The organism is Pseudomonas sp. R84 (assembly GCF_009834515.1).
Taxonomy (GTDB): Bacteria; Pseudomonadota; Gammaproteobacteria; order Pseudomonadales; family Pseudomonadaceae; genus Aquipseudomonas.
The window spans coordinates 3,583,647-3,609,084 of sequence record NZ_CP019426.1 but is presented as its reverse complement, the minus strand read 5'-3'; the positions used below and the strand labels follow the sequence as shown (position 1 = coordinate 3,609,084).

Annotated in this window: 21 protein-coding genes; 12 read left to right on the top strand and 9 right to left on the bottom strand. The window is 57.5% G+C overall.

Annotated elements, in window-relative coordinates:
* Positions 1 to 2 precede the first annotated feature (2 nt).
* The gene (locus tag PspR84_RS29665) at positions 3 to 1,865 is read right to left on the bottom strand and encodes an NAD(P)-binding domain-containing protein (protein WP_223271419.1); all 1,863 of its coding nucleotides are present in this window, start codon (positions 1,863 to 1,865) and stop codon (positions 3 to 5) included.
* A gap of 119 nt (positions 1,866 to 1,984) precedes the next feature.
* On the opposite strand from PspR84_RS29665, the gene PspR84_RS15885 reads away from it, so the two are divergent.
* Positions 1,985 to 2,845 (top strand): LysR family transcriptional regulator, encoded by an 861-nt coding sequence (locus PspR84_RS15885; RefSeq protein ID WP_160058028.1) that lies wholly within the window; start codon positions 1,985 to 1,987, stop codon positions 2,843 to 2,845.
* 1 nt (position 2,846) lies between these two features.
* Here PspR84_RS15885 and PspR84_RS15880 read toward each other — a convergent pair whose 3' ends face one another.
* On the bottom strand, positions 2,847 to 4,259 hold the full coding sequence (locus PspR84_RS15880; protein ID WP_223271418.1) for an MFS transporter: 1,413 nt from the start codon (positions 4,257 to 4,259) through the stop codon (positions 2,847 to 2,849).
* Positions 4,260 to 4,427: 168 nt separating this feature from the next.
* On the opposite strand from PspR84_RS15880, the gene PspR84_RS15875 reads away from it, so the two are divergent.
* Both PspR84_RS15875 and PspR84_RS15870 read left to right on the top strand, forming a co-directional pair.
* Positions 4,428 to 5,285, top strand: a complete 858-nt coding sequence (locus PspR84_RS15875; RefSeq protein ID WP_238785114.1) for an SDR family oxidoreductase — start codon at positions 4,428 to 4,430, stop codon at positions 5,283 to 5,285.
* Positions 5,286 to 5,370: 85 nt separating this feature from the next.
* Positions 5,371 to 5,871, top strand: coding sequence for a nuclear transport factor 2 family protein (locus PspR84_RS15870; protein ID WP_056860327.1), 501 nt, complete (start codon positions 5,371 to 5,373; stop codon positions 5,869 to 5,871).
* Between the two features lie 60 nt (positions 5,872 to 5,931).
* Here PspR84_RS15870 and PspR84_RS15865 read toward each other — a convergent pair whose 3' ends face one another.
* Positions 5,932 to 7,326 (bottom strand): heavy metal sensor histidine kinase, encoded by a 1,395-nt coding sequence (locus tag PspR84_RS15865; RefSeq protein WP_056859942.1) that lies wholly within the window; start codon positions 7,324 to 7,326, stop codon positions 5,932 to 5,934.
* Positions 7,299 to 7,994 (bottom strand): heavy metal response regulator transcription factor, encoded by a 696-nt coding sequence (locus PspR84_RS15860; RefSeq protein ID WP_056859943.1) that lies wholly within the window; start codon positions 7,992 to 7,994, stop codon positions 7,299 to 7,301. Before PspR84_RS15860 ends, PspR84_RS15865 begins: the two co-directional genes overlap by 28 nt.
* A gap of 215 nt (positions 7,995 to 8,209) precedes the next feature.
* Here PspR84_RS15860 and PspR84_RS15855 point away from each other — a divergent pair, with 215 nt between their 5' ends.
* The 4 genes from PspR84_RS15855 (at position 8,210) to PspR84_RS15840 (ending at position 11,623) form a co-directional block, all read left to right on the top strand.
* Positions 8,210 to 8,821 carry a hypothetical protein gene (locus tag PspR84_RS15855; protein WP_056859944.1) on the top strand — a complete coding sequence of 204 codons (612 nt, stop codon included), beginning with the start codon at positions 8,210 to 8,212 and terminating at the stop codon, positions 8,819 to 8,821.
* Positions 8,822 to 8,892: 71 nt separating this feature from the next.
* A complete protein-coding gene (locus PspR84_RS15850) occupies positions 8,893 to 9,516 on the top strand; it encodes a cytochrome b/b6 domain-containing protein (protein WP_056859945.1) in 624 nt (207 codons plus the stop codon).
* A complete protein-coding gene (locus tag PspR84_RS15845) occupies positions 9,509 to 10,279 on the top strand; it encodes a molybdopterin-dependent oxidoreductase (RefSeq protein ID WP_160058026.1) in 771 nt (256 codons plus the stop codon). Before PspR84_RS15850 ends, PspR84_RS15845 begins: the two co-directional genes overlap by 8 nt.
* Positions 10,280 to 11,230: 951 nt before the next feature.
* Positions 11,231 to 11,623 (top strand): RidA family protein, encoded by a 393-nt coding sequence (locus tag PspR84_RS15840; protein ID WP_056860328.1) that lies wholly within the window; start codon positions 11,231 to 11,233, stop codon positions 11,621 to 11,623.
* Positions 11,624 to 11,777: 154 nt separating this feature from the next.
* On the opposite strand, the gene PspR84_RS15835 is transcribed toward PspR84_RS15840, so the two are convergent.
* The 3 genes from PspR84_RS15835 to PspR84_RS15825 form a co-directional block, all read right to left on the bottom strand.
* Positions 11,778 to 12,719: an AraC family transcriptional regulator gene (locus PspR84_RS15835; RefSeq protein ID WP_056859947.1), complete on the bottom strand. Its 942-nt coding sequence runs from the start codon at positions 12,717 to 12,719 to the stop codon at positions 11,778 to 11,780.
* 26 nt (positions 12,720 to 12,745) lie between these two features.
* Positions 12,746 to 13,579 (bottom strand): oxidoreductase, encoded by an 834-nt coding sequence (locus PspR84_RS15830; RefSeq protein WP_058426034.1) that lies wholly within the window; start codon positions 13,577 to 13,579, stop codon positions 12,746 to 12,748.
* Between the two features lie 488 nt (positions 13,580 to 14,067).
* Positions 14,068 to 14,982, bottom strand: a complete 915-nt coding sequence (locus PspR84_RS15825) for a LysR family transcriptional regulator (protein ID WP_016983049.1) — start codon at positions 14,980 to 14,982, stop codon at positions 14,068 to 14,070.
* Positions 14,983 to 15,252: 270 nt separating this feature from the next.
* On the opposite strand from PspR84_RS15825, the gene PspR84_RS15820 reads away from it, so the two are divergent.
* The 4 genes from PspR84_RS15820 to pgm all read left to right on the top strand — a co-directional run bounded on the left by PspR84_RS15820 (position 15,253) and on the right by pgm (position 21,475).
* Positions 15,253 to 16,275 (top strand): zinc-dependent alcohol dehydrogenase family protein, encoded by a 1,023-nt coding sequence (locus tag PspR84_RS15820; RefSeq protein ID WP_016983050.1) that lies wholly within the window; start codon positions 15,253 to 15,255, stop codon positions 16,273 to 16,275.
* Positions 16,276 to 16,824: 549 nt separating this feature from the next.
* Positions 16,825 to 18,276: a hypothetical protein gene (locus PspR84_RS15815; protein ID WP_160058024.1), complete on the top strand. Its 1,452-nt coding sequence runs from the start codon at positions 16,825 to 16,827 to the stop codon at positions 18,274 to 18,276.
* A gap of 49 nt (positions 18,277 to 18,325) precedes the next feature.
* The gene (locus tag PspR84_RS15810) at positions 18,326 to 19,723 is read left to right on the top strand and encodes a PLP-dependent aminotransferase family protein (protein ID WP_160058022.1); all 1,398 of its coding nucleotides are present in this window, start codon (positions 18,326 to 18,328) and stop codon (positions 19,721 to 19,723) included.
* A gap of 105 nt (positions 19,724 to 19,828) precedes the next feature.
* Positions 19,829 to 21,475 carry a phosphoglucomutase (alpha-D-glucose-1,6-bisphosphate-dependent) gene (gene pgm, locus PspR84_RS15805; RefSeq protein WP_160058020.1) on the top strand — a complete coding sequence of 549 codons (1,647 nt, stop codon included), beginning with the start codon at positions 19,829 to 19,831 and terminating at the stop codon, positions 21,473 to 21,475.
* Between the two features lie 69 nt (positions 21,476 to 21,544).
* Here pgm and PspR84_RS15800 read toward each other — a convergent pair whose 3' ends face one another.
* On the bottom strand, positions 21,545 to 22,240 hold the full coding sequence (locus tag PspR84_RS15800; protein ID WP_160058018.1) for a pirin family protein: 696 nt from the start codon (positions 22,238 to 22,240) through the stop codon (positions 21,545 to 21,547).
* 279 nt (positions 22,241 to 22,519) lie between these two features.
* On the opposite strand from PspR84_RS15800, the gene PspR84_RS15795 reads away from it, so the two are divergent.
* Complete coding sequence (locus PspR84_RS15795; protein WP_160058016.1) at positions 22,520 to 24,994, top strand: UvrD-helicase domain-containing protein; 2,475 nt, start codon at positions 22,520 to 22,522, stop codon at positions 24,992 to 24,994.
* A 50-nt stretch (positions 24,995 to 25,044) separates the two neighbouring features.
* On the opposite strand, the gene PspR84_RS15790 is transcribed toward PspR84_RS15795, so the two are convergent.
* Positions 25,045 to 25,317 (bottom strand): DUF1652 domain-containing protein, encoded by a 273-nt coding sequence (locus PspR84_RS15790; protein ID WP_038367758.1) that lies wholly within the window; start codon positions 25,315 to 25,317, stop codon positions 25,045 to 25,047.
* Positions 25,318 to 25,438: the final 121 nt, after the last annotated feature.

The window sequence follows — 25,438 nt, the reverse complement described above, 5'->3', positions numbered from 1 at the left end:
CTTTACGCGGGATCGGGCATGTTCAACGATTCCTCCAGCCACTGCATGACTACCTTGAAAGCCGAGTCTGAATTGCGTTCATAGATCAATCCGTGGCCGTTGCCGTGAATACCCAGTGCCGGTAGATCAAGGTGGTGAATGTTGGCACCGGCATTTCGCAGGAAAGGGACAATGCTGGATGCGTAAGAAGCAAACGCTGATGTCTCACCTGTCATCAGCGCTACCGGAACGCCCTGCAATCCGGGAATTTTCAGGGTTGATGGTTCTGCTGTGCGGACTTGCTCCGCCGTCTCGCGAGGCGGATCAAAGGTCAAAGGGGCGGCGGTCAGTCCCCATTCGAGGCTGCCTATACCCGGCGTATGGCCAAATACCGGCCCCATAGGCTCCACTGCCACAATCCCTGCGATCAGGTCGGGTCGACGATCGGCGACCAACCAGCCACTGGGCCCGGAAGCGGAATGCGTAACGATGATGGCCTTACCGATTCTGTCGAGCAGTTCGGCCAGTCGGTCCGCGTCCAGGGTCTGCGAGGCCGCAAGGTCAGCCGGCATGGGGCCGTAAGCTGCAATGAAGGCGTCAAACGCTGCTTCGTCATCCGACTCAAACGGCCACTGCGTTTCTCCACCTCCCTCTGGAAAGTAAACTTCGCGGGCGCGTTCATAGGAGAACGCTGGCCCCATCGGTCCCATGATGTCGGGGTGATACGGCGATCGCCCGTGGCCGGGTCTGTCGACGCGAAAGACTACGAAGCCCGCTTCGAGGAACCGCTGCGCCCATCCCGGGCGACCATCGGGTGTATCCAGCCATTCGGTGCCCTGCAGCGTGCCGCCGTGCACCAGCACCACGGGATAGGCTTGAGTGATGTGCTCAGGGGATTCCCAGGCTACGTACATCGGACCCTTCTGGAAATTTTTACCGTTCTGGGTAACACGGGCGCCGGTCACCCAGAAGTTGCCACGCCGCGTACGTTTTATCGGTGCGCTTCGCCAGGGTTGCTGGGCATGATCGGCTGATTGGGTAAGTGTCTGCGTAGCGAAGACCGACCAGTCCTTGTGCCCGTCTCCCCGGGCAACTGCCGACGTCATTTTCGATCGCACTGCATCCGCAGCAGGCAGTTCCAGGTCCTTGAGACGGCCCGCATCAATAGCCAGATTTATATCCTTGAGGCCAAGAGACAGTTTGAAACCCGGTTCAAAGCTGTTGTTGGCGATGTTCTGCCCATACCGTTGATAACTGGGGCAGGCGAACAGGGTCTGGGTCATGAGGTTGACGAAAATCGAAGGTGTCAGTCCGTGGCGTTGAACGAGTCCGCTTGCTTCGCCCAGCGACTGGATGGCTTGAGTGATCATCATGTTGCCGGCGATTTTCGCGATACACGCGTGTTCAGGCTGATCGCCCAGATACCAGGTTTTTTTCCCGAGCAGGTCAAACAGCGGTTGAACCGTCGAGACAGCTAGCTGCGATCCGGCCGCCAGGATGTTCAACTCGCCGCTCGCGGCCACGGCGGGCACGCCGAAAACCGGTGCCGCGACCAATGCCATGCCGATTGCATCATGCATGCCCTGCAACTCGACCATGAGTGAAGGCGACAAAGTCGACATCACGACATGCACGCAGGCCTTGTCTGCATTTTCCAGAGCAGCGCTGGACAGCAGCACTTCCCTGACGGCGGCATCATCGGCCAGCAGGCTGATGACGACCTCTTGCTGAAAGGCCGAGGACGGGGATTCGAGAACGCTTACTCCTTCGAGATCCATAATCGCAGCGTGACTACGGTTCCATGCCGATACGTGATGGCCGGCCCGGATGAGCAACGGAATGATCGCTCTGGTCATGCTTCCCACACCGATAAAGCCAATCTTCATTTGCAGTCCCTCGGTTGGTGTTTCGACGAAGGTGTATGCAGAGAAGTATGTCGAGCCTGGGATTGCTACGGCACTGCCATTACTGCACTCTCACTGTTCATTTTTGTACGGGGTAGAGTATGGACTGGAGTGATGTGCGGATCTTTCTCGCGATTGCCCGCAGTGGGTCATTGGGCGCTGCTGCCAAGCTGTTGGGTGTTAGCCATCCGACCGTGGGGCGGCGCTTGCAGGTGCTTGAGCAGTCCAGTGGCCAGCCCATTTTCCTGCGTACCACCCAAGGTTTGGTACTGACCGACAGCGGAGAGAAGCTGCTCAGCCTAGCGCAGGAAATGGAGCAGAGTGCGTTGGCCATCGAAAGGCGCCTGGCGGGCGGCAGCGCCCAGCCAGAAGGTGTGTTGCGCATTTCTTGCGCTGACTGGTTTGCCTGTTATGTGCTGGCCCCCGTCCTCAGTGAACTGGGGCGACGTTACCCTCTGATTGTGCCTGAGGTTATCGCCGGGCATCGATTGTTTGACCTGGCTCGTCGCGACGCCGATATCGCGTTTCGAATCGTCCCTTTCACCGAACCCGATATTGTTCACCGCAAGCTGATCTCCCTGAGCTATGGGTTATACACGGCCGTCGGATCTGCTGATCCCGAGCCACAGGGCGAGGGGGTTGGTTTGATTACCATGAGTGTTGCCCAGTCTCATTATCCCGATGTGCAGTGGCTGCAGCAGCGTTACCCTCTGGCGCGTACCTTGTTCACCAGTAGCAGCCGCACAGTCCAGGCGCAAATGTGCACGCAGGGGCAGGGCGTTGCCGTATTGCCCCGCGCCTTGGGTGACCAATTAACGGCGCTGCGGTTGATTGATCCGCACGAGCCGCCACCGGGTCGCGACATATGGATGGGCTACCACCAGGACATGCGCCAGATGGACAGCCTTCGTGCTCTTGCCGATCTTGCTTCCATCATGATCGGCAATCAGGCATGCGGTTGACTCACTCTGCTGGGTGCATGGCCGCCGTTTGCGGATCAGTAGCAGGTTGGCGCGTCAGGGTAAGGCTCAACCCCGCGCCTACCGCCAGGCATGCTGCGATGCAGAGTATGGAGACGGTGAAAGCGTGGGTGATGGCAGCCGCGTCCGTATCCGTGCCTAGAAGGGTGTAGAAAATGCCGCCTATTATTGCCACGCTCAGTGACGTGCTGATTTGCAGGGTGGAGCTGGTAATGCCTGCAATCATGCCGGAGTATGCGGGTGCCACACGTCCTGTGATCATGCGCATCAATGTCGGAAGGGCTAATCCTTGTCCGAAACCGATCAGAAACAGAATGACGGCAAGGGGCAGCGCAGCGGGGCTGGCGGACATAGGCGTGTGCGCCACGAGCCAGGCCAAGAGCACAAATCCCAACACTTCAAGCCCCATTCCGACGGGATTGACGTATGCCCCCAGAAAACGCCTGAACTGAGGGGTGGAAAGCGGTCCCAGCAAAAATCCCGCGCCGAAAGGAAGGAAGACGAGGCCTGCATTGAGTGGGCTCGTGTGCAGCGCTCCCTGTAGATAAATGGAAAGCAGCAGGAAAAACACGCCGATCGCGTAAAAGGTGAGGGCGACGAGCAGTGCCCGGGCAAGACCGGGCGCGCGCAGTGCGGCAGGATTCAGCAACGGAGCACCTTGCGCTTGATGCAGGCGGGCTTCGTAGCGCCAGAACAGCCAGGCCAGCAGCGGCACCGCTGCAAGCGACAGCCAGGCCCACAAAGGCCAACCCGATTCACGCCCCTCGATCAGAGGAATGATCAGAGCCGCAAGCGTCACCATCGACAATAGCGTTCCGCCCAGATCCAGCTTGCTTGTCTGTGGTGCGTGGGTTTCCTTGACCACTGGAATGGCGACAAGGATGACCAGTAACGCAATCGGTAAATTCACCAGAAATATCGCCCGCCAGCCCAGGTTCATCAGGTTGAGCGATATCAATATTCCGCCAAGTGCCTGGCCGACTACCGAAGCCAGACCAAAGACCGCGCCATACAGGCTCAGTGCCAAGGGCTTTTCGGAGTCGGGGAATATCGCCTGCACTGATGCGAGTGCCTGAGGTGCCATGATGGCTGCCGTCACGCCTTGCAGCGAACGTCCGGCGATCAACACCCAGGGTGACTCGGCTACACCGCAGATCAGTGAGGCAACGGCAAAGCCAACCAGACCAACGAAGAACATTCTCATGCGGCCATAGATGTCACCCAGCCGTCCACCGGTAATCAGTGTCACGGCATAAAGCGCCGCATACGAGGAGATGATCAACTGTTCGGCGGAGGAGGCCGTGCCTAGCGATTGCTGAATTGAAGGCAGCGCTACGTTGACGATGAAAAAATCCAGCGGCGGTAAAAATGCACCGACCAACAAGATGGTGAACATCAACCAACGCCGCGGTTCCGGGGGGGCGACTTTTGTCTTAGGCATAAGGTCTCCTTCCTGGAACCCTTCGGTTCCAGAATATTCTCGATTGCAGGTCATGCTCTGAATCAGCTGACTCCAATCTAAACGATCAAACCTTCCCTTACGCCTCACATAAATGAACGGCCAATGTTCATTTATGGCAGTGCCGCTCAGCCCCTGACTCCTCTCAAAATGGCCGCACTGTGGTTCCAGTCGAGCCACACAATCGAGACTGAGGAGTCAGATATGTCAGGCAAATTCGCTAATCAGGTTGCAGTCGTCACCGGGGCATCCACAGGGATCGGGTTTGCAATTGCGCAAGGTTTGATTGCCGAGGGAGCCAAGCGTGTTTACATCACGGGTCGTTCTGCAGCCACGCTGGAGGCGGCGGTGGCGAAGCTAGGCGACAGAGTCGTAGCGGTCATTTCCGATGTCGCCAGCCAGGCTGATCTCGATAAACTCAAAGCTACAATTGAGGCGCGCGACGATCAGCTGGACTCAGTGTTTGCCAACGCGGGTATTTGCGAAAAGAACCCGCTGGGCGAGACCACCGAGGCGGCTTATTTCAACATGTTCGACATTAACGTGAAGGGGGTTTTTTTTACCGTTCAAACGTTGATGCCATTGTTGAAAAACGGTGCGTCGATCGTGTTGACGGCCTCTATCTGTTCCAGCAATGGGATGGAAGGACTGAGCCTCTACAACGCATCCAAGGCCGCAGTACGGTCCTTCGCCAGGACTTGGGCCAACGAACTCAAAGGTCGCAAGATTCGAGCGAATGTCCTGAGCCCTGGCTTCACCCGCACGCCTCTGATGGATAACGGCTTGAAGATGAGCGAGAGCGACATTGCCGCGCTGCGCCAACACGTCGAGCAGATCACTCCGCTGGGGTATATGGCCCAACCTGAAGAAATCGCCTCGTCGGCGCTGTTCCTTGCATCTGCCGATGCGAAATATGTCAACGGTGTGGAGCTGATGGTCGACGGCGGCCTGTCGCAGATCTGAACACGTGCTCAACCGTAGCGCAGCCCTCGCGGAGGGCTGCCTTCGTCGCTTATGCGAAGCCTCAGCAGGAAACCCCATCATGAACATGGAACAACTGACCGCCCGACTGGACGCCCTGGAAAGTCGCGCCGCCATCGAGTCGCTGATAAACGCCTACGCCAATGCCTTCGACCGCATCGACGCCTCGCTCCTGAGCGGTATCTGGCACGAAGAATCAACACTGGATCTACCGGGTTTTGGCCAAGCCGGAAACCGTGACGAAATCCTCGCGATGGCGCAAAACAGCTGGCGCCAGATGCCACATATGCATCACTGGATGGCCAACCCGCTGATCGATATTAAGGGTGACAGCGCGGTGGGTACGGTGGCTGCGGATTGCCTGTTTCACGACATTGAAAAAGGCCCGGTGCAAGTCAGCGGGCTGTACCACGACAGGTTTGAACGTCGGGACGGAAGATGGGCGTTCTTGTCACGTCGTTTTGAACTGCACTTTCTTACACCTTTGAAGGACTGGGTACCCGTTGCTGGCGAAGAAAAGTATGCGCCGGTCGAGCACCAGAGCCTGGGCAAGCCCTCAGACAGTTGACCTGCGCGCATGAGTTTCAGTTGGGGGCAGCGAACGACAAGCACTGTCCGCCGACGTCGTTCAAGCTCCAGGGAATGACAGCGAAAAACAGATAACCCCGGGCTTTGGCTGTTCGACACGCACGTGACCTTCATGCAGTTGCATGATTGCCACGACGATGGCGAGGCCAAGGCCGTAGGAGTCAGAGTTCTGGTGGCGAGACGCATCGCCGCGGTAAAAGCGGTCGAAGAGTTTGCCCACGGTTTCATCACTCAGCACAGGCCCTTGGTTCTTCACTTCAATGCGGGCTCCGCCGGGGGTTTCCATCACCCGGATCTGAATCTCGGTGCCCTCGTAGGCATAGCGAACGGCGTTTGCCACCAGGTTGCTCAAGGCTCTGCGCAGCAGCAAAGGGTCAGCGAGCACGTTTCCATCGCCTGTTATCTGTACGGTCATTCGCCGCTCTTCAGCCAAGCCTTCAAAATAGTCGGCAATGCGCTGCGATTCGTCATGCAGCGATAGTTGCTGGCGCTCCACCAGTGCGTGCGCTTCATCGGCGCGCGCAAGGAACAGAATGCTTTCGACGATGCGCGAGATCCGTTCGAGCTCTTCAAGGTTCGAAGCGATCAGTGCCTGATAGTCATCCTCGCTGCGGCGCTGGCGAAGGGCGACCTGGCAATGCCCCATCAGCGACCCCACCGGCGTGCGGATTTCATGGGCAAGGTCAGCGGAAAATTGCGTCAATCGTTGATAACCCCGGGCAAGACGATCGAGCATCGCGTTATAGGCGTCACTCAGCTGTTGCAGTTCAACCGGCGTATCGGAGCTGTCCATACGGCTGTGCAGACGCTCGGGTGTTATCGCTGCCGCATGCGCGGCCATCTTGCGTAACGGACGCAGCCCTCGACGCAGTACCAGGTAACCCAGCAACGCGGTGGCCAGAAACGCAAGGGCAACGGCCAGGTAGATACGTTCGCGATACGCCGCGAGCATAGCCATTTCCTTGCCCATGAGGTGCGCGGCGGTCAGGCGCACTTCACGTCCCCCCGACGTCGTGACGACGGAGGCGGCGCGCAGCATTGTTCCCGAGTCGGTCACGCCGCTACGCAGGTCACTGACGCTCAGCTTTGTATCCTGGCCGATCACGGGCAGTTCAGGCAACGTGACGTTCAGTGGATTTACCTGGATTACCGGTTGCTGTCCGGGCTCTTCAATGATGAAGATGTCGTCTTCGCTGTCGAGCATGTTCTTGAAAATCTGCGGGCTGTCGCGCAGCTTTTCGATGGCGAGCTCGTAGTGCAGCAGCTTGCGAAAATGTTCCAGGCGGCCCATGACCGCATGATCGCTGTACACCAATACCGAGGCTTTCATCGTCTGATACAGATAAACGCCTGCACCGGCCACGGCCAGCATCGCTACCATGGAAAACGCCACGGTCGATCGCAGGGTCAGAGAGGGTTGGCGTCGGGACCGCATGGCCTCACCTCGCAGACATAGCCGATACCGCGAATGGTATGGATCAGCTTGATAGGGTAGGGCTGATCGACCTTGCTGCGCAGGCGCTTGACCGCTACGTCCACCACGTTGGTATCGCTGTCAAAATTCATGTCCCAGACTTCCGAAGCGATCTGTGTCCTGGACAGCACATCGCCTGCCCGGCGCAGAAATAGATGCAGCAGGGCGAACTCCTTGTTGGTCAGCACGATCACCTGCTGCTGGCGTGTAACGCGGCGCCGGACCAGATCCAGCTCGAGGTCGGCGAGGTGGAAATGGTCGGCTTCGCGCACGACACCACGACGCAAGATGGTGCGGATGCGTAACAGCAGTTCAGTAAACGAAAAAGGTTTGACCAAGTAGTCATCGGCGCCCAGTTCCAGGCCGCGAATGCGGTCCTGCAACTGGTCGCGCGCGGTCAGGAACAGCACGGGGACGTCTTGTCTGGCGCGCAAAAGCTCGATGATCTGAAACCCGTCAATCCCGGGCAACATCACGTCCAGCACGATCAGATCGTAGGTCGTATGCAAGGCCATGTGCAGGCCGTCGGCGCCGTGCTGGGTCCAGTCGACGTTGTAACCGGACTCGCCGAGCCCCTTTTTGAGGTACTCACCTGTTTTGGTGTCATCTTCGATTAGCAGGATATGCATCGTGAGGCGCGCTCGGGTCTCTTCATGACAGGATTCAGCCCGCGACATCGGTATCTCGGCTGTGCAGTGTAACGGGATGAGCGGGCGCAGTCGGTTACATTTCTGTCATTCATGGGCAGGGCTGACGAATGACAAAAATGTCATTCGGCGGTCATCGTGACGTCCCGGTCTGCGGTCGAGGATGGCGGCACATCACCCCATGAGGAATCGTCACCATGCAACTAAAAAACGCCTTGTCTACCACATTCGGTTTGTTGATGCTCAGTGCTGCCGTCATTGCTACCGCGGCTGACATGCCGGTGATCAAACCGCTGCGTGGCACGGTGGAAAGCGTCAGCAACAATACGCTGACATTCACTGTCCGCTCCGGCGCCCAGCAGACTATCGGACTGACTGACAAGACCGGTATCAACCGGGTATCGAAGGCCAATATCGAATCGATCAAATCCGACAGCTTCATTGGCTCGGCGGCCATCCCGCAGGCCAACGGAACATTGAAGGCGCTGGAGGTGACGGTTTTTGACGCCAGCCTGAAGGGCAGCGGCGAAGGTCATTATGGCTGGCAGAACGCGGATGGCAGCACAGGCACCATGACCAACGGTACAGTGGGGAAACTGTCCAAAGCTGACGGCCGCACATTGACCGTCAACTACAAGGGTGGCGAGAAACAAATCGTCGTACCGGACGATGTGCCAATTGCCTACGTCGAGCCAGGCAAAGCCGATGAACTGGTCAAAGGTACGAAAATTGTCGTGTTCCCCGCCGCAGATGGAACCACCGCGCGCGGCATTGCAGTTGGCAAGGATGGCTTCCAGCCACCGATGTAATCACCTGAAAAGGCAGGGGCGCTGCCGCTTGGCAACGCTCCGCTACATGGCTGGTTTCGAGGGGGAAACACGTGAGACAGAAAAAGCTTCATCCCTGGCCGGTTCGCCTCACCCACTGGCTCAACGCCGCCTGCATGGTCTGCATGTTCATGAGCGGTTGGGCCATTTACAACGCCTCGCCACTGTTCGGCTTCAGGTTTCCAGTGTCGGTAACCGTGGGCGGGTGGTTGGGTGGGGCGCTGGCCTGGCACTTTGCATTCATGTGGCTGCTGCTGATCAACGGCGCAATCTATGTGCTGTATGGCGTCGTCAGTCGCCATTTCAAACGTGAGTTGCTGCCCATTGGGCTTGTCGCATTGAAGCGTGATTTTACGGACGCTTTGCGCTTCCGGCTCGTGCATGAAAAGGGTGTCTATAACGCTGTGCAGCGCCTGATGTACTGGATGGTACTGGCAGCAGGCGCACTCGTCGTCATTTCGGGTGTGGCGATCTGGAAACCCATTCAACTTCAAGAGCTGGTCGCGCTACTGGGCGGCTATGACGTCGCTCGCTACGTACATTTTGCGGCGATGGCGGTAATTGCTGCATTCGTCGTGATTCATCTTGGGTTGGTAATGCTGGTACCCAAAACCCTGCTGCCAATGATTTCAGGTGGGGTGCGGTCGCTTGATATCAGGAGAAATGGCCATGACTGAATCCAGAAAAGGAACTGTTCAGCGCGTCAGGCTTGAACCTGCGCAACAGCTTGAGTTGGAGAATATCCAGCGCCGGCATTTCCTTCGTGCCGGCTTGACCGTGGGTGCGATGTCGATGCTGACCGGCTGCAACCTGCAGGACGGCGATCAGGTTGACAAGGTCCTTTGGGCCATGTCGCGCTGGAACGATAGGGTCCAGGCATGGCTGTTCAGCGGACAGAAACTGGCGCCGACCTTCACCCGCGCGCAGATCACTACGCCATTTCCGTTCAACGCATTCTATGGCCAGGACGATATCCCTGAAGTGGACCTCGCCAGTTACTCGCTCGCCGTCTCCGGCCGGGTCGGGGACAAGGCTCCATGGACACTCGAAAGCTTGCGCAAACTGCCGCAACGTAGCGATATCACCCGTTTGATCTGTGTTGAAGGTTGGAGCGCCATAGGACAATGGGGAGGTGTACCGCTCAAAACCTTTCTGGAACACATCGGTGCCGATACCACAGCGAAATTCGTCGGTTTCAAATGTGCTGATCGCTATTACTCCAGTCTGGACATGCCGACGGCCTTGCACCCACAGACACTGCTGGCGCTGGATTACGCTGATGTCGCGTTGCCGCCCGAGTACGGCTATCCGCTGCGGGTTCGAGTACCCACCAAATTGGGCTTCAAAAACCCCAAGCATGTTGTCGAGATTTTCGTGAGCAACGACAACCCGGGCGGGTATTGGGAAGACCAGGGATACAACTGGTTCAGCGGGATCTGATGGCGCAAAAACTGAACAGCCACGCCAGGAATGCTGGCGAGACTCATGACACCAGACCTGATATGAGGCGTCCCCATGACCTATATATCTGCGGTACCGCCAGCTTCATCAGTGTTACCGACTTCAGAAAACAAGAAGCGGGCAACGACCCATAGTGCAGATTTCCAATCCCAATTGCAGGCTCAGTCCAGATCACCTGTGCAGGAGCCGGATACAACCCGCGCTCATCTGTTATCGGAATCGACCACAAACCTGTCATGCCGGCCGGAGATGCGAGCGCTGCTTCAATTGTTGCAATGGCGAAGGAACGCCGACGGTTCTTTCAGCAGACCGGGCCGATCAGTGCCAGGTACGCGAGCCAGTGGCTTGGATATTGCGGACTTCAACTTCCCTGATCGAAACATTCTGGATAGCAGTGAGATTATCAAACACACCTGCGGAAATGAGGAGGGTAGACGGCCCTACTCAAAGTCCTTTGATGAGCGAATCGTGTGTACTTTCAATGGCGAGGAAAGCGAATTCTCTTCTGATGTGATCTGCAAAGAGGGATTGAATGCGTTCGCTACCGCAGTGGCTCTTTCCCCGATAACCCTCACCTGGTTACCGATTGAGATTGTTAGAGCACCGCTACGGTCGCCTGGCGTACGGATTTTTCGCCGTCGCAAGTCCTCTTCAGTCGAGAGCCACCTTCTCGACAAGTCAATTTCAGAGTAAGGGCGTTAAACGGGCGGATCTCGATAGCTCTTTCGCCGCGGGGCTAGTATTTCTATCGAGAAAGCAGCTACGCCAATGCGCGTCTTTATTTATTAGTGGTCTGTCGTTCGCTTACTGGCCGGGGTTTCTAGAGTGGCGAATGCGGTTTTATGAGGCTGAGTCCCAGTGACCCGATTGGACGCCGTTCTGGCACGTGAGTTAGCTTTCGTATCCGTTTATATTTTGGGCTCCACAACCATGACTGATCGTCAGATCATTGTTCCAGATGGCATGAGATTGCTCTGCGAGCATGCTGGTTATGCACCAGCTGTAAAGGTAGGAAAGACTCTTTACTGCGCTGGTCAGGTAGGCCGGACGCCGGAATTATCAGTTATCGAAGACCCAGAGCAGCAGTTTTTGGCAGCTTGGGACAATCTCCGGCTCGTCTTGGAAGCCGGCGGGTGCGAATTTGAAGATGTCGTCGAAATGACAACTTATCACGTCGATATGCACCGCCACATGCCAATTTTTAGACGCGTGAAGGATAAAGTCTTTCCTCGGAGTACTTGTGCATGGACATGCATAGGTGTCGGTGAACTGGCTCGCCCCGGCCTTCTCGTGGAGATCAAATGCATCGCCGTAGAGCGATAGCTTTTCTGATAGGCCCCTGAATATACAAATCCTGGATGGGTGTTTATCTATGCGGCAGCAGATGTGACACTTCACTCGCCCGTTGTGTCGGCAGGCACGCCATCCGCACGTTCCCACGCCTACTGGCGACGGGCAAGACAGGATTGTTTGAAACTCAGTGTGATGACACGAAGGGCGACGGGGTTGTCGGTGCCGGCAACGTATAAGCCTGCTTCATCCGCGCCACCTCCGCTATTGGCGTGCGTCCGAAGAGGCGCTTGAAATCGCGGCTAAATTGCGAAGCACTTTCATAACCCACCAGAAATGCCGACTTGGCCGCTGTCAGGTCGTTACGCAGCATCAGTAATCGCGCTTGATGCAACCGCGTCGACTTGAGGTACTGCATAGGCGAGGAATCGGTCACCTTGCGAAAATGCAGATGAAAGTTAGGCACGCTCATCTGCGCTTCCTGGGCGAGGATTTCTACATCCAGATGCTCGTGGTAACAGCGGTGGATTTTGTGAATGGCGCGCGTCACCTTGCCGAACTGACCCTGCTGGGCGATAGCCGCGCGTAGGGTACCGCCTTGTTCGCCAGTGAGAATGCGGTAGTAGAGTTCGCGCAACATCGCTGGTCCGAGGATTTGCGCGTCGGTGCAGTCGCCCATGACTTCCAGAAAACGCAGGGTCGACTGGCGCAGCGGTTCGTCCATGGGCGAGGCGTACATACCCATAGGCTGAGCCACGCGGATGTTCCATACCTCATCTACCTGCTGAATCAGCTCGCCGGCCAGATTGAAATCCAGACGTATGTACACCGCCAGCATTGGCTCCGCCTCGCTAGCGTCGGTCTCCATTGTAAAAGGCACTGGCACTGACACCACCAGATAATGCTGGGCGTCATAGATGTAAATTTCATCACCCAGATAGCCGCGTTTCTGCCCCTGACAGAGGATGACGATGCCCGGCTCATATAGAACCGGGGTGCGCTTCAGCGGCCGGTTGGAACGCAGAAAACGCACATCATCCAGCGGACTCAGGTTGTAACCCTCCAGCGGTGCAAGCTGGCCCATCAACTGCACCATACGCGCAGTGCTCGGGTCCTTGGATTTCGGCATCGATTGTACGTTCTCCACTTTTATGCTCAGCCGTCCGTGGAACAGCTCAGCGCTTCCCATTGCTCAATACTCTCCGCCGTCCGCTGCAGCTTGTCACGCACCAGAGCCAGGGCGTCGCTGCCCAGCAGCAGTTGAGCCGGCGGATTAGGGCTGGTGATAATAGTCATCATGGCGCGTGCGGCTTTCTGCGGGTCGCCCAGTTGAAGGCCGCTTTTTTCCTCACGGGCTTTTCGCACCGGGTCGAAAGTCGCATCGTAGTCACTGATGCTGCGCGGCGTACGCTGCATCGAACGACCTGCCCAGTCCGTTCGGAAAGACCCCGGCGCCACGGCCGTTACAAAAATATTGAAGGGCGCAAGCTCTTTGTTCAACGTATCAGAGATGCCCTCCAGGGCAAATTTGCTGCCGCAGTAGTAAGCAATACCTGGCATGGTGATATAGCCACCCATGGACGTGATATTGAGGATACGTCCCGCCCGCCGCTGGCGAAAAAAGGGCACAAACGCCTTGGTCATCGCCACCGCGCCGAATACATTGACGTCGAACTGACGGCGCATTTCCTCCAGCGACGACTCCTCGAAAACCCCTTCGTGGCCATAACCCGCGTTGTTAACCAGCACGTCCACCGGGCCATACTGACCCTCAATAGCGGCGACGACGGCGTCGATGGCATTAAAGTGGGTAACGTCCAGCACCACGCCATGGGCTCTCTCAGGCAAGAGCGCCTGGAACGTTGCCAGAGAGGATTCGCTGCGAACAGTGCCGATCACTCGATGGCCCTGAGCGAGAGCTTCCTTAGCCAGGGCCTGGCCAAAGCCGCTACTAACGCCCGTGATAAAAATGGTTTTTTCTGCACGCATGGGGCGCACTCCTGAATATATAAGGTCAGGCTATGCTAGGGCGGAGAGTGGCTGGGAACTATGCCTGATTCGATTTTAGTATTGCCTGATTCTATCGGAGTGCTCGGTGAGCAACCTGAAATCTGCTGGCAAAAAACGAGGCCAAAGGAAGAAAAACGACGGGCTTATTTACCTGCTCTAATGTCTGCTTCGTGTCGCAAGTCGTTTTTCGGTAACGCTGATGTGCATGCGGTCTGGCCGAAGGTGTCGCACCTGCGCTCCAAGGTTTTCGCATTGGCAGTAAAGGCTGCGCGCGCAGTTAATCGCCGAACAGATCGAACATCAGGTGCCTGAACCATTTATTGACGGGGCGCGGTTGTATTTGCTGGGCCAGAATAAATTGATGGCGATTTCGGTGAGGCAACGGGACTGGCGGGCTTGCAAATGAATGGATCTCCATGCCCATGAAAAGCCAGAAATGCTCAGCTAAACAGCCTGCCAGACGAAGCCTAAAGGCTCTCAGGGTCGCCAAAAAACATCTGAATCCGCGACCGTAACCACCGCTCACCCGGGTCATTATCCTGCGACCCCCGCCACGCCATATGCAGCTCAAACGTGCGCGTCGGCAACGGCGGATCTTCCGCCCGAACGCCACCAGCCGCCGTCAGCGCCTCCGCCGTGTAATCCGGTACAGTCGCCACGATGTCGGTGCCCGCCAGCAACGTACTCAAACCGTTGAACTGCGGCACGGCCAGCACCACATGCCGTTTGCGCCCGAGTTTCTCGAGCTCTTCATCAATAAAGCCACTGAGGTCGCCGGCGAACGACACCAGTGCATGCGGACGCGCGCAGTAGTCATCCAGGCTCAGCGGCCCCGGCACGGTGTCGGCACGCAGCAGTTTTGGTGCGCTGCGACGCAGGACCTTGCGCTTGGCGTTGGCCGGCAGGTCGGTGGTGTAGCTGACTCCAATGGATATCTCGCCGGAGGCCAACAGGCCCGGCATCAATATGTAGTTGACGCGACGGATCACCAGCACGATCCCCGGGGATTCGGCGCGCAGGCGTTTGAGCAGCATCGGCAGCAGGGCGAATTCAACGTCGTCGGACAAGCCAATACGGAAAACCGAGGTGCTGGTCGCCGGGTCGAATTCGGCCGCGCGGCTGACAGCGGTTGAAATCGAATCGAGGGCCGGCGAGAGCAGGGCGAAGATTTCCACCGCGCGGGCGGACGGTTCCATGCTGCGACCGGTGCGCACGAATAGCGGGTCATCGAACAGGCTGCGCAGGCGCGAGAGCGCCGCACTGATCGCCGGTTGACCGAGAAACAGTTTTTCTGCCGCCCGGGTCACACTGCGTTCGTGCATCAATGTTTCGAATACGATCAACAGGTTCAGGTCGACACGACGCAGGTCATTACGATTCATCTGGAGTCCTGGCAGAGTCATCAAGCTTGACGAGAGCGGCCATATGAGAACAATGGCCGGCATGAATCTTACGGGGAAAGGCTGGTACTCTGCACCGGAAAATTCAGCTTAACTGAGACGGTGGCAGCAGTTTTTTCATGGATTTTGCCAATGCCGCCCCTGCTGCGGAATCAATGACAGGCATGTCGACTATTAATAGCCACTGATGGTCTTGGGTCAAAAGCCCAGATAGAGTTCATGGCATTAGAGGTTACTTTGACGAGGTTTGCGATGTCCCGCACGATCCGTTTTCACAAGTTTGGTCCGGCCGAGGTGCTCAAATGCGAAGAGCATGCGGCCGCTCAGCCAGGTCCTGGCGAAGTGCAGGTGCGCGTCGAGGCGATCGGCATCAGCTGGTACGACACCCTCTGGCGTCAGAACCTGGCCTCGTCTCAGGCGCGACTGCCTGCGGGTCTTGGTCACGAAATGGCCGGTGTGATCACCGCTGTCGGCGACGGTGTCGATGATCTGGCAGTGGGTGACAAGGTCGCCAGCTTTCCGGCCGAGAGTGCGAACGACTACCCGGTCTACGGCGAATCAATCGTGCTGCCGCGTACTGCGCTGACCCGTTATCCGGATGTGCTCAGCCCGATCGAAGCCAGCGTGCACTACACGCCGCTACTGATCGCCTATTTTGCCTACGCCGATCTGGCGCGGGTCAAGCCAGGGCAGTTCGCTCTGGTCACGGACGCCAGCCATTGCGCCGGTCCTTCGTTTGTCCAGTTGGGCAAGGCAATGGGTGTGCGGGTGATTGCCGCGACCAAAGAAGCCGAAGAGCGCGAGTACCTGCTGTCCCTTGGTGCGGAAAAGGTCATTGTCACCGAAGAGGAAGATCTGTTGATGCGAATCAACAAGATCACCGACAACCGCGGTGTCGACGTGGTGTTCGACGGCCTCGGCGGCCCGCAGATGTCGTTGCTTGGCGATGTGCTGGCGCCGCGTGGCAGCCTGGTGTTGTATGGCTTGCAGGGCGGCAATCAGACGCCGTTCCCGGCCTGTGCAGCGTTCCAGAAGAACATCCAGTTTTTCGTGCATTGCATCGGCAACTTCACCGGCAAGCCGGAACTGGGCATCACTCAGGATCACGTCGCCTTGCAACGTGCCTTGCGTGACATCAACCAGTTGACCGCCGACCGCGTGTTGCTGCCGCTGAAGACGCGTGTATTCCCGTTCAACGAGTTCGTCGAAGCGCATCGCTACATGGACGAATGCCCATGCCGCGAACGGGTCGCGCTGCAGGTCGAACCGGCGTAAGCCCTGTCATCAGAGTCCGTGGCCCCACGGACTCTCGTGCGTTTACCTTCCCTCCTGAAAAACAGAGCTCCCTGGCGCTATGCCCGGGACCGTTCAGCAACTGAACTGGTTTTTGCTCTCGATCTGTATCTTCTAATCACAATGTAAGCCCTGATAATTGAATGATTACTTTCATCTCAAGGAATGAGCCATGGCTGTGCATTCAATTTGTCCTGCGCTATATCAATCGGCTAAATCCGTTGGTTGCGCCAACTTCTGTTTAATTGTTGTAGGGCTATTCGGAAACTGCTTCTCTTTTTCTTGTACTCACTTGTCGTGGGACATTGTGGGAAGTTTCCTAGGATCGCGTCCCAAAAAAAATATCTCAACAATTACAGGGGTTTGAGGCTGCGTCTCGGCGACGGCAGGGGTTTAATCAGCTCAAGTGTTTCAAATAACTACAAACTTGTAAGTGTTAGCATTCGAACGTCTATTACTTATTGATGAATTGTCGCCTGACTGATTTTTCAGTCCGCGCGGCATGAAACTTTCGATACCGGGTAAATACCGATGAGCACGATCCATGATCAGGCAATGAACTATGTCTACCAGCAAGTATTGCAGCGTTTGCTGAGTTTCTTCTCTCGAGCAGAACGCACGGCGCTGCAGTTGCTGATCCAGCGACTGGCAGTGGCTGCCGGCGGTATGGAGAACATCGGTCATTTCAAGGTTCTGGTGAGCCAGTCAGGGTCGCGCGACAGTTGTTATACGCTGGCCCTGTTACGGGCCGCACAACTGACCATCGCTGGCCGCTCGCCCGCGACCTTTCAGTTGCGGGTCGCCAACCTGCGCTGGAACGGCAGCAGCCAGGCGTCCCTGCAAAACATGCACCGCAGCTACAGCGCGCTGTTTCTGTATGACGATCCTCGAGTCGAACTGGTGATGGTGGATCACCGCGAGGTTCTGCCGTTTGACCATCAGGCACCCATTGGCGAGGCGGGGCGTGAGGCCAACCGCATCAATTTGCTGCTGATCGGACATCGTCGAACCTGGAACGAAACGCTCGAACTATGGGATGACGCTTATCTGGCCACTGCCGAGTTCTACGGTCAGGTGGCCCGCTGGAACAATGGCGTCGATGCGATGATTGGCAGTGAATCCGTGCGCCGTCAGGGGCACTTCCTTGAGGGATTGGGGCGCGCCGCGCAGAAAGCCGCAATTGCCGGGCCGCAAGTGAGTCCTGTCGGCTTTGACATGCTGTTCCCGCTTCTCGATGGACTGGGCGGCGATTATTACCGCGAGTTTTATCCCGAAGAAGAGCGGGTAGCCTGGCGTCCCGAAGGTCAATTCGAGGCCTGTCGGCGCACCAGTTTCATCAGTATCAACGACATGATTGTCGGCAAGCTCGAAGAACGCTGGCCTTTGTTGAGCGATTTTCTCGGTTTCCAGGCTGATGAACTGACGCTTTATCAAGTTGACAACGAACATGTAGAGCCTCTGGTAGCCGCGCATCTTCGAGGCTTGCAGGCGCACTTCATCGAGGGACAGACCTACGAGGCTGGCGTCGCCGATTACCTGAAAAACTGCCTGATATCCATGCGAGAGAAACAGGTTCCCGAACCTGTTTGCGAACAGTTGCTGGCGAGTTTCGGCAATCTGCAGGAGCCCGAGTATCTGCGCAAGCAGGCAGAAAGCGCCTTGCTTGCCAATTTTGAACTGAATGAAATCCAGCTGACGTGCCTGCTGTTTTCACCGTTCATCAATGCTGGCGCCGGACTCGAGCGCTTCTTGCGCAATTGTCACCCTGGCATGTTGGTGGCGTTGCCGGATCTGCACCGGGCGATGCAGGGCCTGCATGCGCCGGAACAGGTCATGAAATGGATGACGGATGTCAGTGGACTGCCGGTCAGGTTGATTGTGCGGCTGTATGCGATGGGACCTGTTCATATGCCTGCTGCCGCTGAAACGGCCTCGCAGGACCCGGTCGTTGAATCGGCAGATGATCGATCAGCGGAGGGGTGAACGTGAGCTTCGTGCAGGGAGATGGAGCCATGCCAACGGATGCGAGCTTGTGAAAGCGGCGAGGCAGAATGACTTTGTTTATCAGGCGGTATATCGATACCTCACGCTGCTGATAGACGAGGCGGGAAGTGGCTCGGCGGTGCGTTTGCCATCACTGCGACAATTGGCGGATCGGCTCAATGTGTCGATCTCGACGGTCCAGTACGCATATTCGCTGCTGGAAAAGGAAGGCCGGGTCTATTCAATCGCCAAATCCGGATACTACGCGCAAGCGCTACACGTAACGGACTCACCCGATAGCGGCAGTGATTTGCTGGAAACCGTTTACGTCAATGCCAGGCGCCCGGGCATGTGCGTGCTGAGCGCCGATGAGCCGGCCTCTCTGCAACCGCTGGACAGTCCATTACTGATGCTGGAGCGGGAACTGCTGCGTCAATATCCGCGGCAGCCGCAAGCGCTGGTGCAACCTTGCGGAGAACTTGAACTGCGCACGGTAATGGCCGCGCGTTATACCTCGTCCACCGCCAATTACTGGCGTGCGGATGACGTCTACATCGGCGCAGATCTGCGCGGTGTCCTGGACATTCTGATTTCCGTGCTTGAGTTACGTCGCGCCACCGTGGTCGTCGAGTCGCCCTGTGACTGGGTGATCCTGCGTCTGCTGGAAGCCGCCGAGGTGCGTGTGATCGAACTGCCGTTTGTCGCTGGCGCGATTGATCTGCAGCGGCTGGAGTCGGTGCTCAAGAGTGAGCCGGTGCGTTTGATCCTGTTGTCTTCGGCGTTGAGCATGCCACGGGGCAGCCTGATACCGCTGAGCAACCAACAGGCAGTCGCGCATTTGCTCGGGCGCCATGGCACTTGGGTGCTGGAAAACGATTGTTACAGCGAACTCCACGAAGGAGGGAGCGCCCAACGATTGCGCGACTGGCTGGACCCTGATCGTCTGCTGGTGTTTTCCACGTTCGAGAAGTTCATCGGTGCCGAGGCACCTTTCGGCATATTGCTCTCACGGCAGTGGCGCAACGAGTTGCAGCGGCATTTTCTGTTGCGCGCGTTTCGCTTGTCGCCGATCCGTCAGAAGGCCGTTGCCAGGCTGTTGGCGGGTGGTCGGCTGGATCAGCATTTGTTGATCTTGAGACGAATGCTCAAGGAGCGTCGCACGCAATTGATTGAGCTGCTGCGCGAACGCCTCGGCGATGCGTTGCAGGTTGTCGAGCCCCAAGGTGGCGCGACCGTGTGGGTGCGTTCTCTGCGGCCGGTCAACATGGCGCAGGTGTTCCAGTGCCTGTTGAGGCAGCAGATCATTATTGCGCCGGGCGAACTGTTCAGCCTGCAAGGCCTGCATGCGCAGCATGTGCGGTTGAGTCCGCTGAGCCACGGCGAGCATGACCTGACCCGCGTGGTCGGCCTGCTCGGTGACGCCTTGCGCCTGGCACCCGGTGAATAACGTTAAAAAACATCGGGAGCGTCCCGGATAGATCCCATCGCACTGCGGTCAAACTGCCAGTAAACTGCGCTCTATTCCTGAACCACTCTATTTCAGAGGTTTTGCATGACACTCAGTCCTTTTGCGGGCAAACCGGCACCGGCAGAATTGTTGGTCGATATCCCGCGACTGGTAACGGCTTACTACACCGGACAGCCCGACGCCTCGATTTCCACCCAGCGTGTGGCGTTCGGTACATCCGGACACCGGGGCAGCTCGTTCGACTTGAGTTTCAACGAATGGCACGTTCTGGCCATCAGCCAGGCGATCTGCCTGTACCGCGAAGCCCAGGGCATCACCGGGCCATTGTTTGTCGGCATCGACACTCACGCACTGTCGACCCCGGCCGGGGCCAGTGCGCTGGAAGTTCTGGCCGCCAACGGTGTGACGGTGATGATCGCCGAAGGTGATGAATACACGCCGACACCGGCCATTTCCCACGCCATTCTCTGCTACAACCGTGGCCGCACCTCGGGCCTGGCGGACGGCATCGTCATCACGCCGTCGCACAACCCGCCACAAAGCGGTGGTTACAAATACAACCCAACCAACGGCGGGCCGGCTGACACCCACATCACCAAATGGATCGAAGCCAAGGCCAATGAACTGCTGGCTGCCAAACTGACCGGTGTGAAGCGCATCAGTTACGAGCAGGCGCTCAAGGCCAGCACCACGCATCGTCACGATTACCTGAACAGCTACGTAGCCGACCTGATCAACGTGATCGACTTCGACGCCATTCGTGACGCCAAACTGCGTCTGGGCGTTGATCCGCTGGGCGGAGCAGGGGTGCGTTACTGGTCGGCGATTGCCGAGCATTACCGCCTCGATCTGCAAGTGGTTAACAAGGAAGTCGACGCTACGTTCCGTTTCATGACCGTCGACTGGGATGGCCAGATTCGTATGGACCCGTCGTCCAGCCATGCGATGCAAGGCCTGATCGGCTTGAAAGAGCGTTTCGACGTTGCCTTCGCTTGCGACCCTGATCACGACCGTCATGGAATCGTGACGCCGTCCGGTGGTTTGCTCGCGCCGAACAACTATCTCGCCGTCTCGATCGATTACCTGTTTCAGAACCGCCCACAATGGCGCGCGGACGCTGGCGTGGGTAAAACCGTGGTCAGCAGCGGTCTGATCGATCGCGTGGCCAAGCGTCTGGGGCGTCGTTTGTACGAAGTTCCGGTCGGTTTCAAGTGGTTCGCCGACGGCTTGTTCGATGGCTCGTTGGGTTTCGGTGGCGAAGAGAGCGCGGGTGCATCGTTCCTGCGCAAGGACGGCGGCGTGTGGAGCACCGACAAGGACGGTCTGATCCCGGCATTGCTCGCCGCCGAAATGACCGCGCGCACCGGTCGCGATCCGAGCCAGGCCTACAAGGCATTGACCGATGAGCTGGGCGAACCGTTCTCGGTGCGCGTCGACGCCAAGGCCAATCCGGAGCAGAAAGCACTGCTAAGCAAGCTGTCACCTGACCAGGTCACCTCGACCGAACTGGCCGGCGAGAAAATCCAGAGCATTCTCAGCCATGCCCCAGGCAACGATCAGGCGATTGGTGGTCTGAAAGTGATGACTGAAAACGGTTGGTTCGCCGCGCGTCCGTCGGGCACCGAAGACATCTACAAGATCTACGCTGAAAGCTTCATCAGTGACGACCACCTCAAGCAATTGGTCGTTGAAGCGCAGACGCTGGTGGATGGCGCCATCTCCAGCAAGTGATGCTCGCAAGCGCATGATAAAAGGGGCAACCGTGATGGTTGCCCCTTTTTTTGTCTGCCCTTCAGGCGATCAAGCCAAATCCACCAAGACGATTTCACTGTCCTCAATGGCCGTGACGCTCAGCACTTGCTCATGCGCCACTGCCACACCGTCTCGAGCTTGTGCACGCAAGCCGTTGACTTCAATCACGCCGGTGGCCGGTACCAGATAGGCGCGACGGCCCTCGTCCAGGTGATATTCCGCGGTTTCACCCGCCTTGAGATTGGCCGCGACCAACCTGGCATCGGCGCGAATCCGCAGACTTTGGTCATCGCCATCCTTGCCGCTGGCCAGTGTGACAAAGCCTTCACGCTGGCCTTTCGGAAAGGGTTTGGCACCCCAAGATGGCGGGGCGCCGGTTTCCGTCGGCAGAATCCAGATCTGGAAGATCTTGCTGTCTTTCGCTTCCAGGTTGTATTCGCTGTGAGCGATGCCGGTGCCGGCGCTCATCACTTGCACATCGCCAGCCTCGGTGCGGCCCTTGTTGCCCAGGTTGTCTTGGTGAGTAATCGCACCTTCACGGACATAGGTGATGATTTCCATGTCGCGGTGCGGATGCTGCGGGAAGCCAGTGCCGGCAGCGATCACGTCATCGTTCCACACCCGCAGGTTGCCCCAGTTCATGCGCTGTGGGTCGTAGTACTCGGCGAACGAAAAGTGGTGATGGGCATCCAACCAGCCGTGATGGGCGCCGCCTAGCGAGCTGAAAGGTCTGAGTTCAAGCATGATCGTCTCCTCAAAAGGTTCGTCATGGGGTGTGAATGGTTGACACCCGACGCGACACCGGTGGTTTATGACGGCCATCATCTATCAGTTAATGATCGATAAAAAGCGTAAAAAGTGCGGCGTTATGATCGAAATTCCAGATAAGAAAGCAGCTCGAAAGCGTCTCATCTCACCTTCAGTTCATCGCCTAAACCAATGACCTGTAAGCATTTCGCTAGAACTGAACGGCAAATACAGACACCATAGCCGCAACAGCCTCACACACTGGAGCCCGTCAGCGTGACGCAACACACCCCCGATCTTCCTCCCGAACTTCGCCCCTTGGCCGAGATGCCCTGGTTCAAACGCCTGGCTGCACGCTTCTTCGGCCATGGTTTGACGCGTCTGCGCGCGCAGCACCGGGCATCGTGGCTGCACGGCCAGGCCGATGGTTTCCGCAGCGGCCACACCGCTGGCGTCGAATATGGCTTTAAGGAAGGCAAGCTGGAGGGGCTGGAAGAAGGCCGGCAGGTACTGCTGATCCGTGACAGCCGCAACACTGAGCATCGCCCGCCGAGCGTTGATAATCATCTGTTTGACGATTGGCGCCTGCCGCTAACGGCCGAGCTGAAAAAGCGCATGAAGGCCGATGTCGCGCGTTTATTGCCTGAGCATGCTCAGCCAAGCGTCGCGCAATGGAAGATGATTTTCAGCGAAACCCCCTCGACATCCGTGGTCGCCGGCGCTGGCGCGGGCAAGTCCACCACGCTGGTGCTGCGCATCCTGCTGCTCAACCACTATCTGGGCTTTGAGCTGGATTCGATGACTGTGGTGACCTTCACCCGCGAGTCGCGCAAGGATTTCATCAACAAATTGATTGAGCTGTTCGCGCTCTGGGGCCAGGCGCTGAATCTGCGCCAGGCGCGCGAACTGGTGCGTACATTCCACTCGCGCATTCTGCCGATGGTGCGCAGCTTGCCGGGATTTGAGCGCTTGCAGGCCTTTGAAAACCTCAGTCATCGAGCGCAAGGTGCTGACGAGGAGGTCGACAGTAACCCGTTCGACCTGCGCATCAACGATGCGCAACGCCAGCAACTCAACGCCTGCTATCACCGCTTGTTCAACCAGGACGAGCGTTTTCGCCAATTGATTCAGCCATTGTCTCGCGCCGGTTTGCAGCTCAAGGAGCTGGAGCGTGATCACCCGGACGTGCAGAAGCGCGTAGCGGTAACGCAGCTGGCCTCCCAGCGCGACGAAGAACTGTGCGATGCCATCGAAGATCTGTGGTTCCGTGCCGGTGCCTGGCCGATCAAGGGCATTGAGCCGAACCGGCAGAGTTTCGACATCAACGGCGCAAAATTCCATTGCCACGGCTACATTCCGAGTCTGGATGCGTGGGTAGTGTTAGGTTTCGACCCACGGGAAAACCCGCAGGTGAGCCGGCCAAATGCCAAGCTCGGCATACGCGCAGAATGGGCGGTGAAGCGCACCCTGTTCCAAGCTTTCTGTCGTAAGCCGTTGATTTGGCTTGATAGTTATGAGTCTTCAAGGCGTGTTCTAGCAACCTTGGCGGGCGATGCGAGTGCCGGGCCGGGCTTCGATTACAAGGTCAAGGGCGAGTTGGCTTCCGCTCCTTTGCTCGACTGTTTTGTCGCAGCGGCAGGCTTCATCGAGAACCTGGGCCTGGATGTGCCTGACGCCGTCAGCCGCATGAGCTTTGCCAAGGATGACCCGGACCGGTTTTTCTTTGAGGCCCTGAGTCTGTTCTGGCGGACTTTTGAAGATCATCTGCTCGATCAGAAACCGCCGGTCATGACTTACAACCGCATGTTCGCGCTGTTCAGCGAGCATTCGCCGGAGAACCTCAAGCTGTTGAGCGACGAGTTACTCAGGCCGTTGTCGCACTTGATGATCGACGAATTTCAGGACGTTTCGCCACAGATCGTCTCGTGGATTCGCGCAAGTCTGGCGGAAATCCGCAGTCGTGGCCCGGCCATGCACGTCGGGCGGGGCGCGCAGCGTTCGTCGTTGCTGTGCGTCGGTGATGACTGGCAGTCGATTTACGGCTGGCGCGGCAGTTCGCCGAGCTACTTCATGGCGTTCGACAAGGAATTCCCGTCGCCGAGCACCACGCGGGTGATGCTCAGCGATAACTACCGCAGCCACCAGCACATCATTGATGCCGCTGAACATATCGTCCGCGCCGCCCCAGCGATCCCCGGCAAAAAGGCCAAGGCCAGCGGCGCACCCAAGCCGCTGCAGCCGGTCAATGTGCTGGAGCGCGACGATCAGGCTTTGGGTCAGCGCCTCGCCGAACACTATCGTCAAGGTCATTCAATCTTGATGTTGTATCGAAAAAGCAGCGATAAGTTATTGATTGAACAGCATATTCAGTCCGTAGTTAATGTAGATTCGAGCTTGCCATACGCGGCGCGGCGCCTGAAACAACTGACCTACCACAGCGCCAAAGGCCTGCAGGCAGATGCAGTGTTCTTGCTCGGTGACTGTCAGCACCTGACCAGCTCGCCCTACAAGAACCAGGTTTATCGCATGGCAGGTTTGGGTAAATCGGGTGACAGCGAACCGTACGACAGTGCGCAAAAGGACGAGATCCTGCGCCTGGCCTACGTCGGTATTACACGGGCTGTCAGCCATTGCTACTGGTATGTCGAACCGCAGGAAGCGCAAGCGGTGAATATGCCCAGGGCGTCTGACCGGGTGGCCAAGGGTAAGCCGTTCTTCGTTGATCACCGCATCACCAAACAAACCGCATAGGCACAAAAAAGCCCACAGAAATGTGGGCTTTTTTGTTTTAAATCATAAGCTTATGCGTAACTCCTGAGAGACTCCGGAGGTACGAAAGCTTCCAGCTCATCCTCCACAGCCTCGATGATTCGCTCGACATCCGCTGCATTCATCACCGTCGCGCACGGGATGCCGGCGATGGCGATCATGGTTTCGCCACTGGCGCGATCAAACAGACGGGCGATCATGCTGCCCGGCGCGTCCATCGTCGCCTCGAAACCCATGGGATGAAAATGCCAGCGCATCAGTTGGCATGCATTGGGGAACGTGACTTTGCTTGACCCTTTATTCATGTGTTGCCCGCCTTCTTCATCGAGCGCTTCCGTTTGCTCATGTTAGGTGGGAAGAGCCTTCATTGGCTCAACCGGTGACTGACATTAAAAGTAGCATCCGGATGTGAAATTCCTGTGAGAT

Bases quoted from the DNA above. Each gene is read 5' to 3' on its own strand.
- PspR84_RS15825 (WP_016983049.1), bottom strand. From the start codon at position 14,982: ATGAATCGTAATGACCTGCGTCGTGTCGACCTGAACCTGTTGATCGTA.
- PspR84_RS15790 (WP_038367758.1), bottom strand. From the start codon at position 25,317: ATGAATAAAGGGTCAAGCAAAGTCACGTTCCCCAATGCATGCCAACTG.
- PspR84_RS15815 (WP_160058024.1), top strand. From the start codon at position 16,825: ATGAGCACGATCCATGATCAGGCAATGAACTATGTCTACCAGCAAGTA.
- PspR84_RS15865 (WP_056859942.1), bottom strand. From the start codon at position 7,326: ATGCGGTCCCGACGCCAACCCTCTCTGACCCTGCGATCGACCGTGGCG.
- PspR84_RS15855 (WP_056859944.1), top strand. From the start codon at position 8,210: ATGCAACTAAAAAACGCCTTGTCTACCACATTCGGTTTGTTGATGCTC.
- PspR84_RS29665 (WP_223271419.1), bottom strand. From the start codon at position 1,865: ATGAAGATTGGCTTTATCGGTGTGGGAAGCATGACCAGAGCGATCATT.
- PspR84_RS15885 (WP_160058028.1), top strand. From the start codon at position 1,985: ATGGACTGGAGTGATGTGCGGATCTTTCTCGCGATTGCCCGCAGTGGG.
- PspR84_RS15870 (WP_056860327.1), top strand. From the start codon at position 5,371: ATGGAACAACTGACCGCCCGACTGGACGCCCTGGAAAGTCGCGCCGCC.
- PspR84_RS15845 (WP_160058026.1), top strand. From the start codon at position 9,509: ATGACTGAATCCAGAAAAGGAACTGTTCAGCGCGTCAGGCTTGAACCT.
- PspR84_RS15820 (WP_016983050.1), top strand. From the start codon at position 15,253: ATGTCCCGCACGATCCGTTTTCACAAGTTTGGTCCGGCCGAGGTGCTC.
- PspR84_RS15840 (WP_056860328.1), top strand. From the start codon at position 11,231: ATGACTGATCGTCAGATCATTGTTCCAGATGGCATGAGATTGCTCTGC.
- PspR84_RS15875 (WP_238785114.1), top strand. From the start codon at position 4,428: ATGTTCATTTATGGCAGTGCCGCTCAGCCCCTGACTCCTCTCAAAATG.
- PspR84_RS15835 (WP_056859947.1), bottom strand. From the start codon at position 12,719: ATGCCGAAATCCAAGGACCCGAGCACTGCGCGTATGGTGCAGTTGATG.
- PspR84_RS15880 (WP_223271418.1), bottom strand. From the start codon at position 4,259: ATGTTCACCATCTTGTTGGTCGGTGCATTTTTACCGCCGCTGGATTTT.
- PspR84_RS15800 (WP_160058018.1), bottom strand. From the start codon at position 22,240: ATGCTTGAACTCAGACCTTTCAGCTCGCTAGGCGGCGCCCATCACGGC.
- pgm (WP_160058020.1), top strand. From the start codon at position 19,829: ATGACACTCAGTCCTTTTGCGGGCAAACCGGCACCGGCAGAATTGTTG.
- PspR84_RS15830 (WP_058426034.1), bottom strand. From the start codon at position 13,579: ATGCGTGCAGAAAAAACCATTTTTATCACGGGCGTTAGTAGCGGCTTT.
- PspR84_RS15860 (WP_056859943.1), bottom strand. From the start codon at position 7,994: ATGCATATCCTGCTAATCGAAGATGACACCAAAACAGGTGAGTACCTC.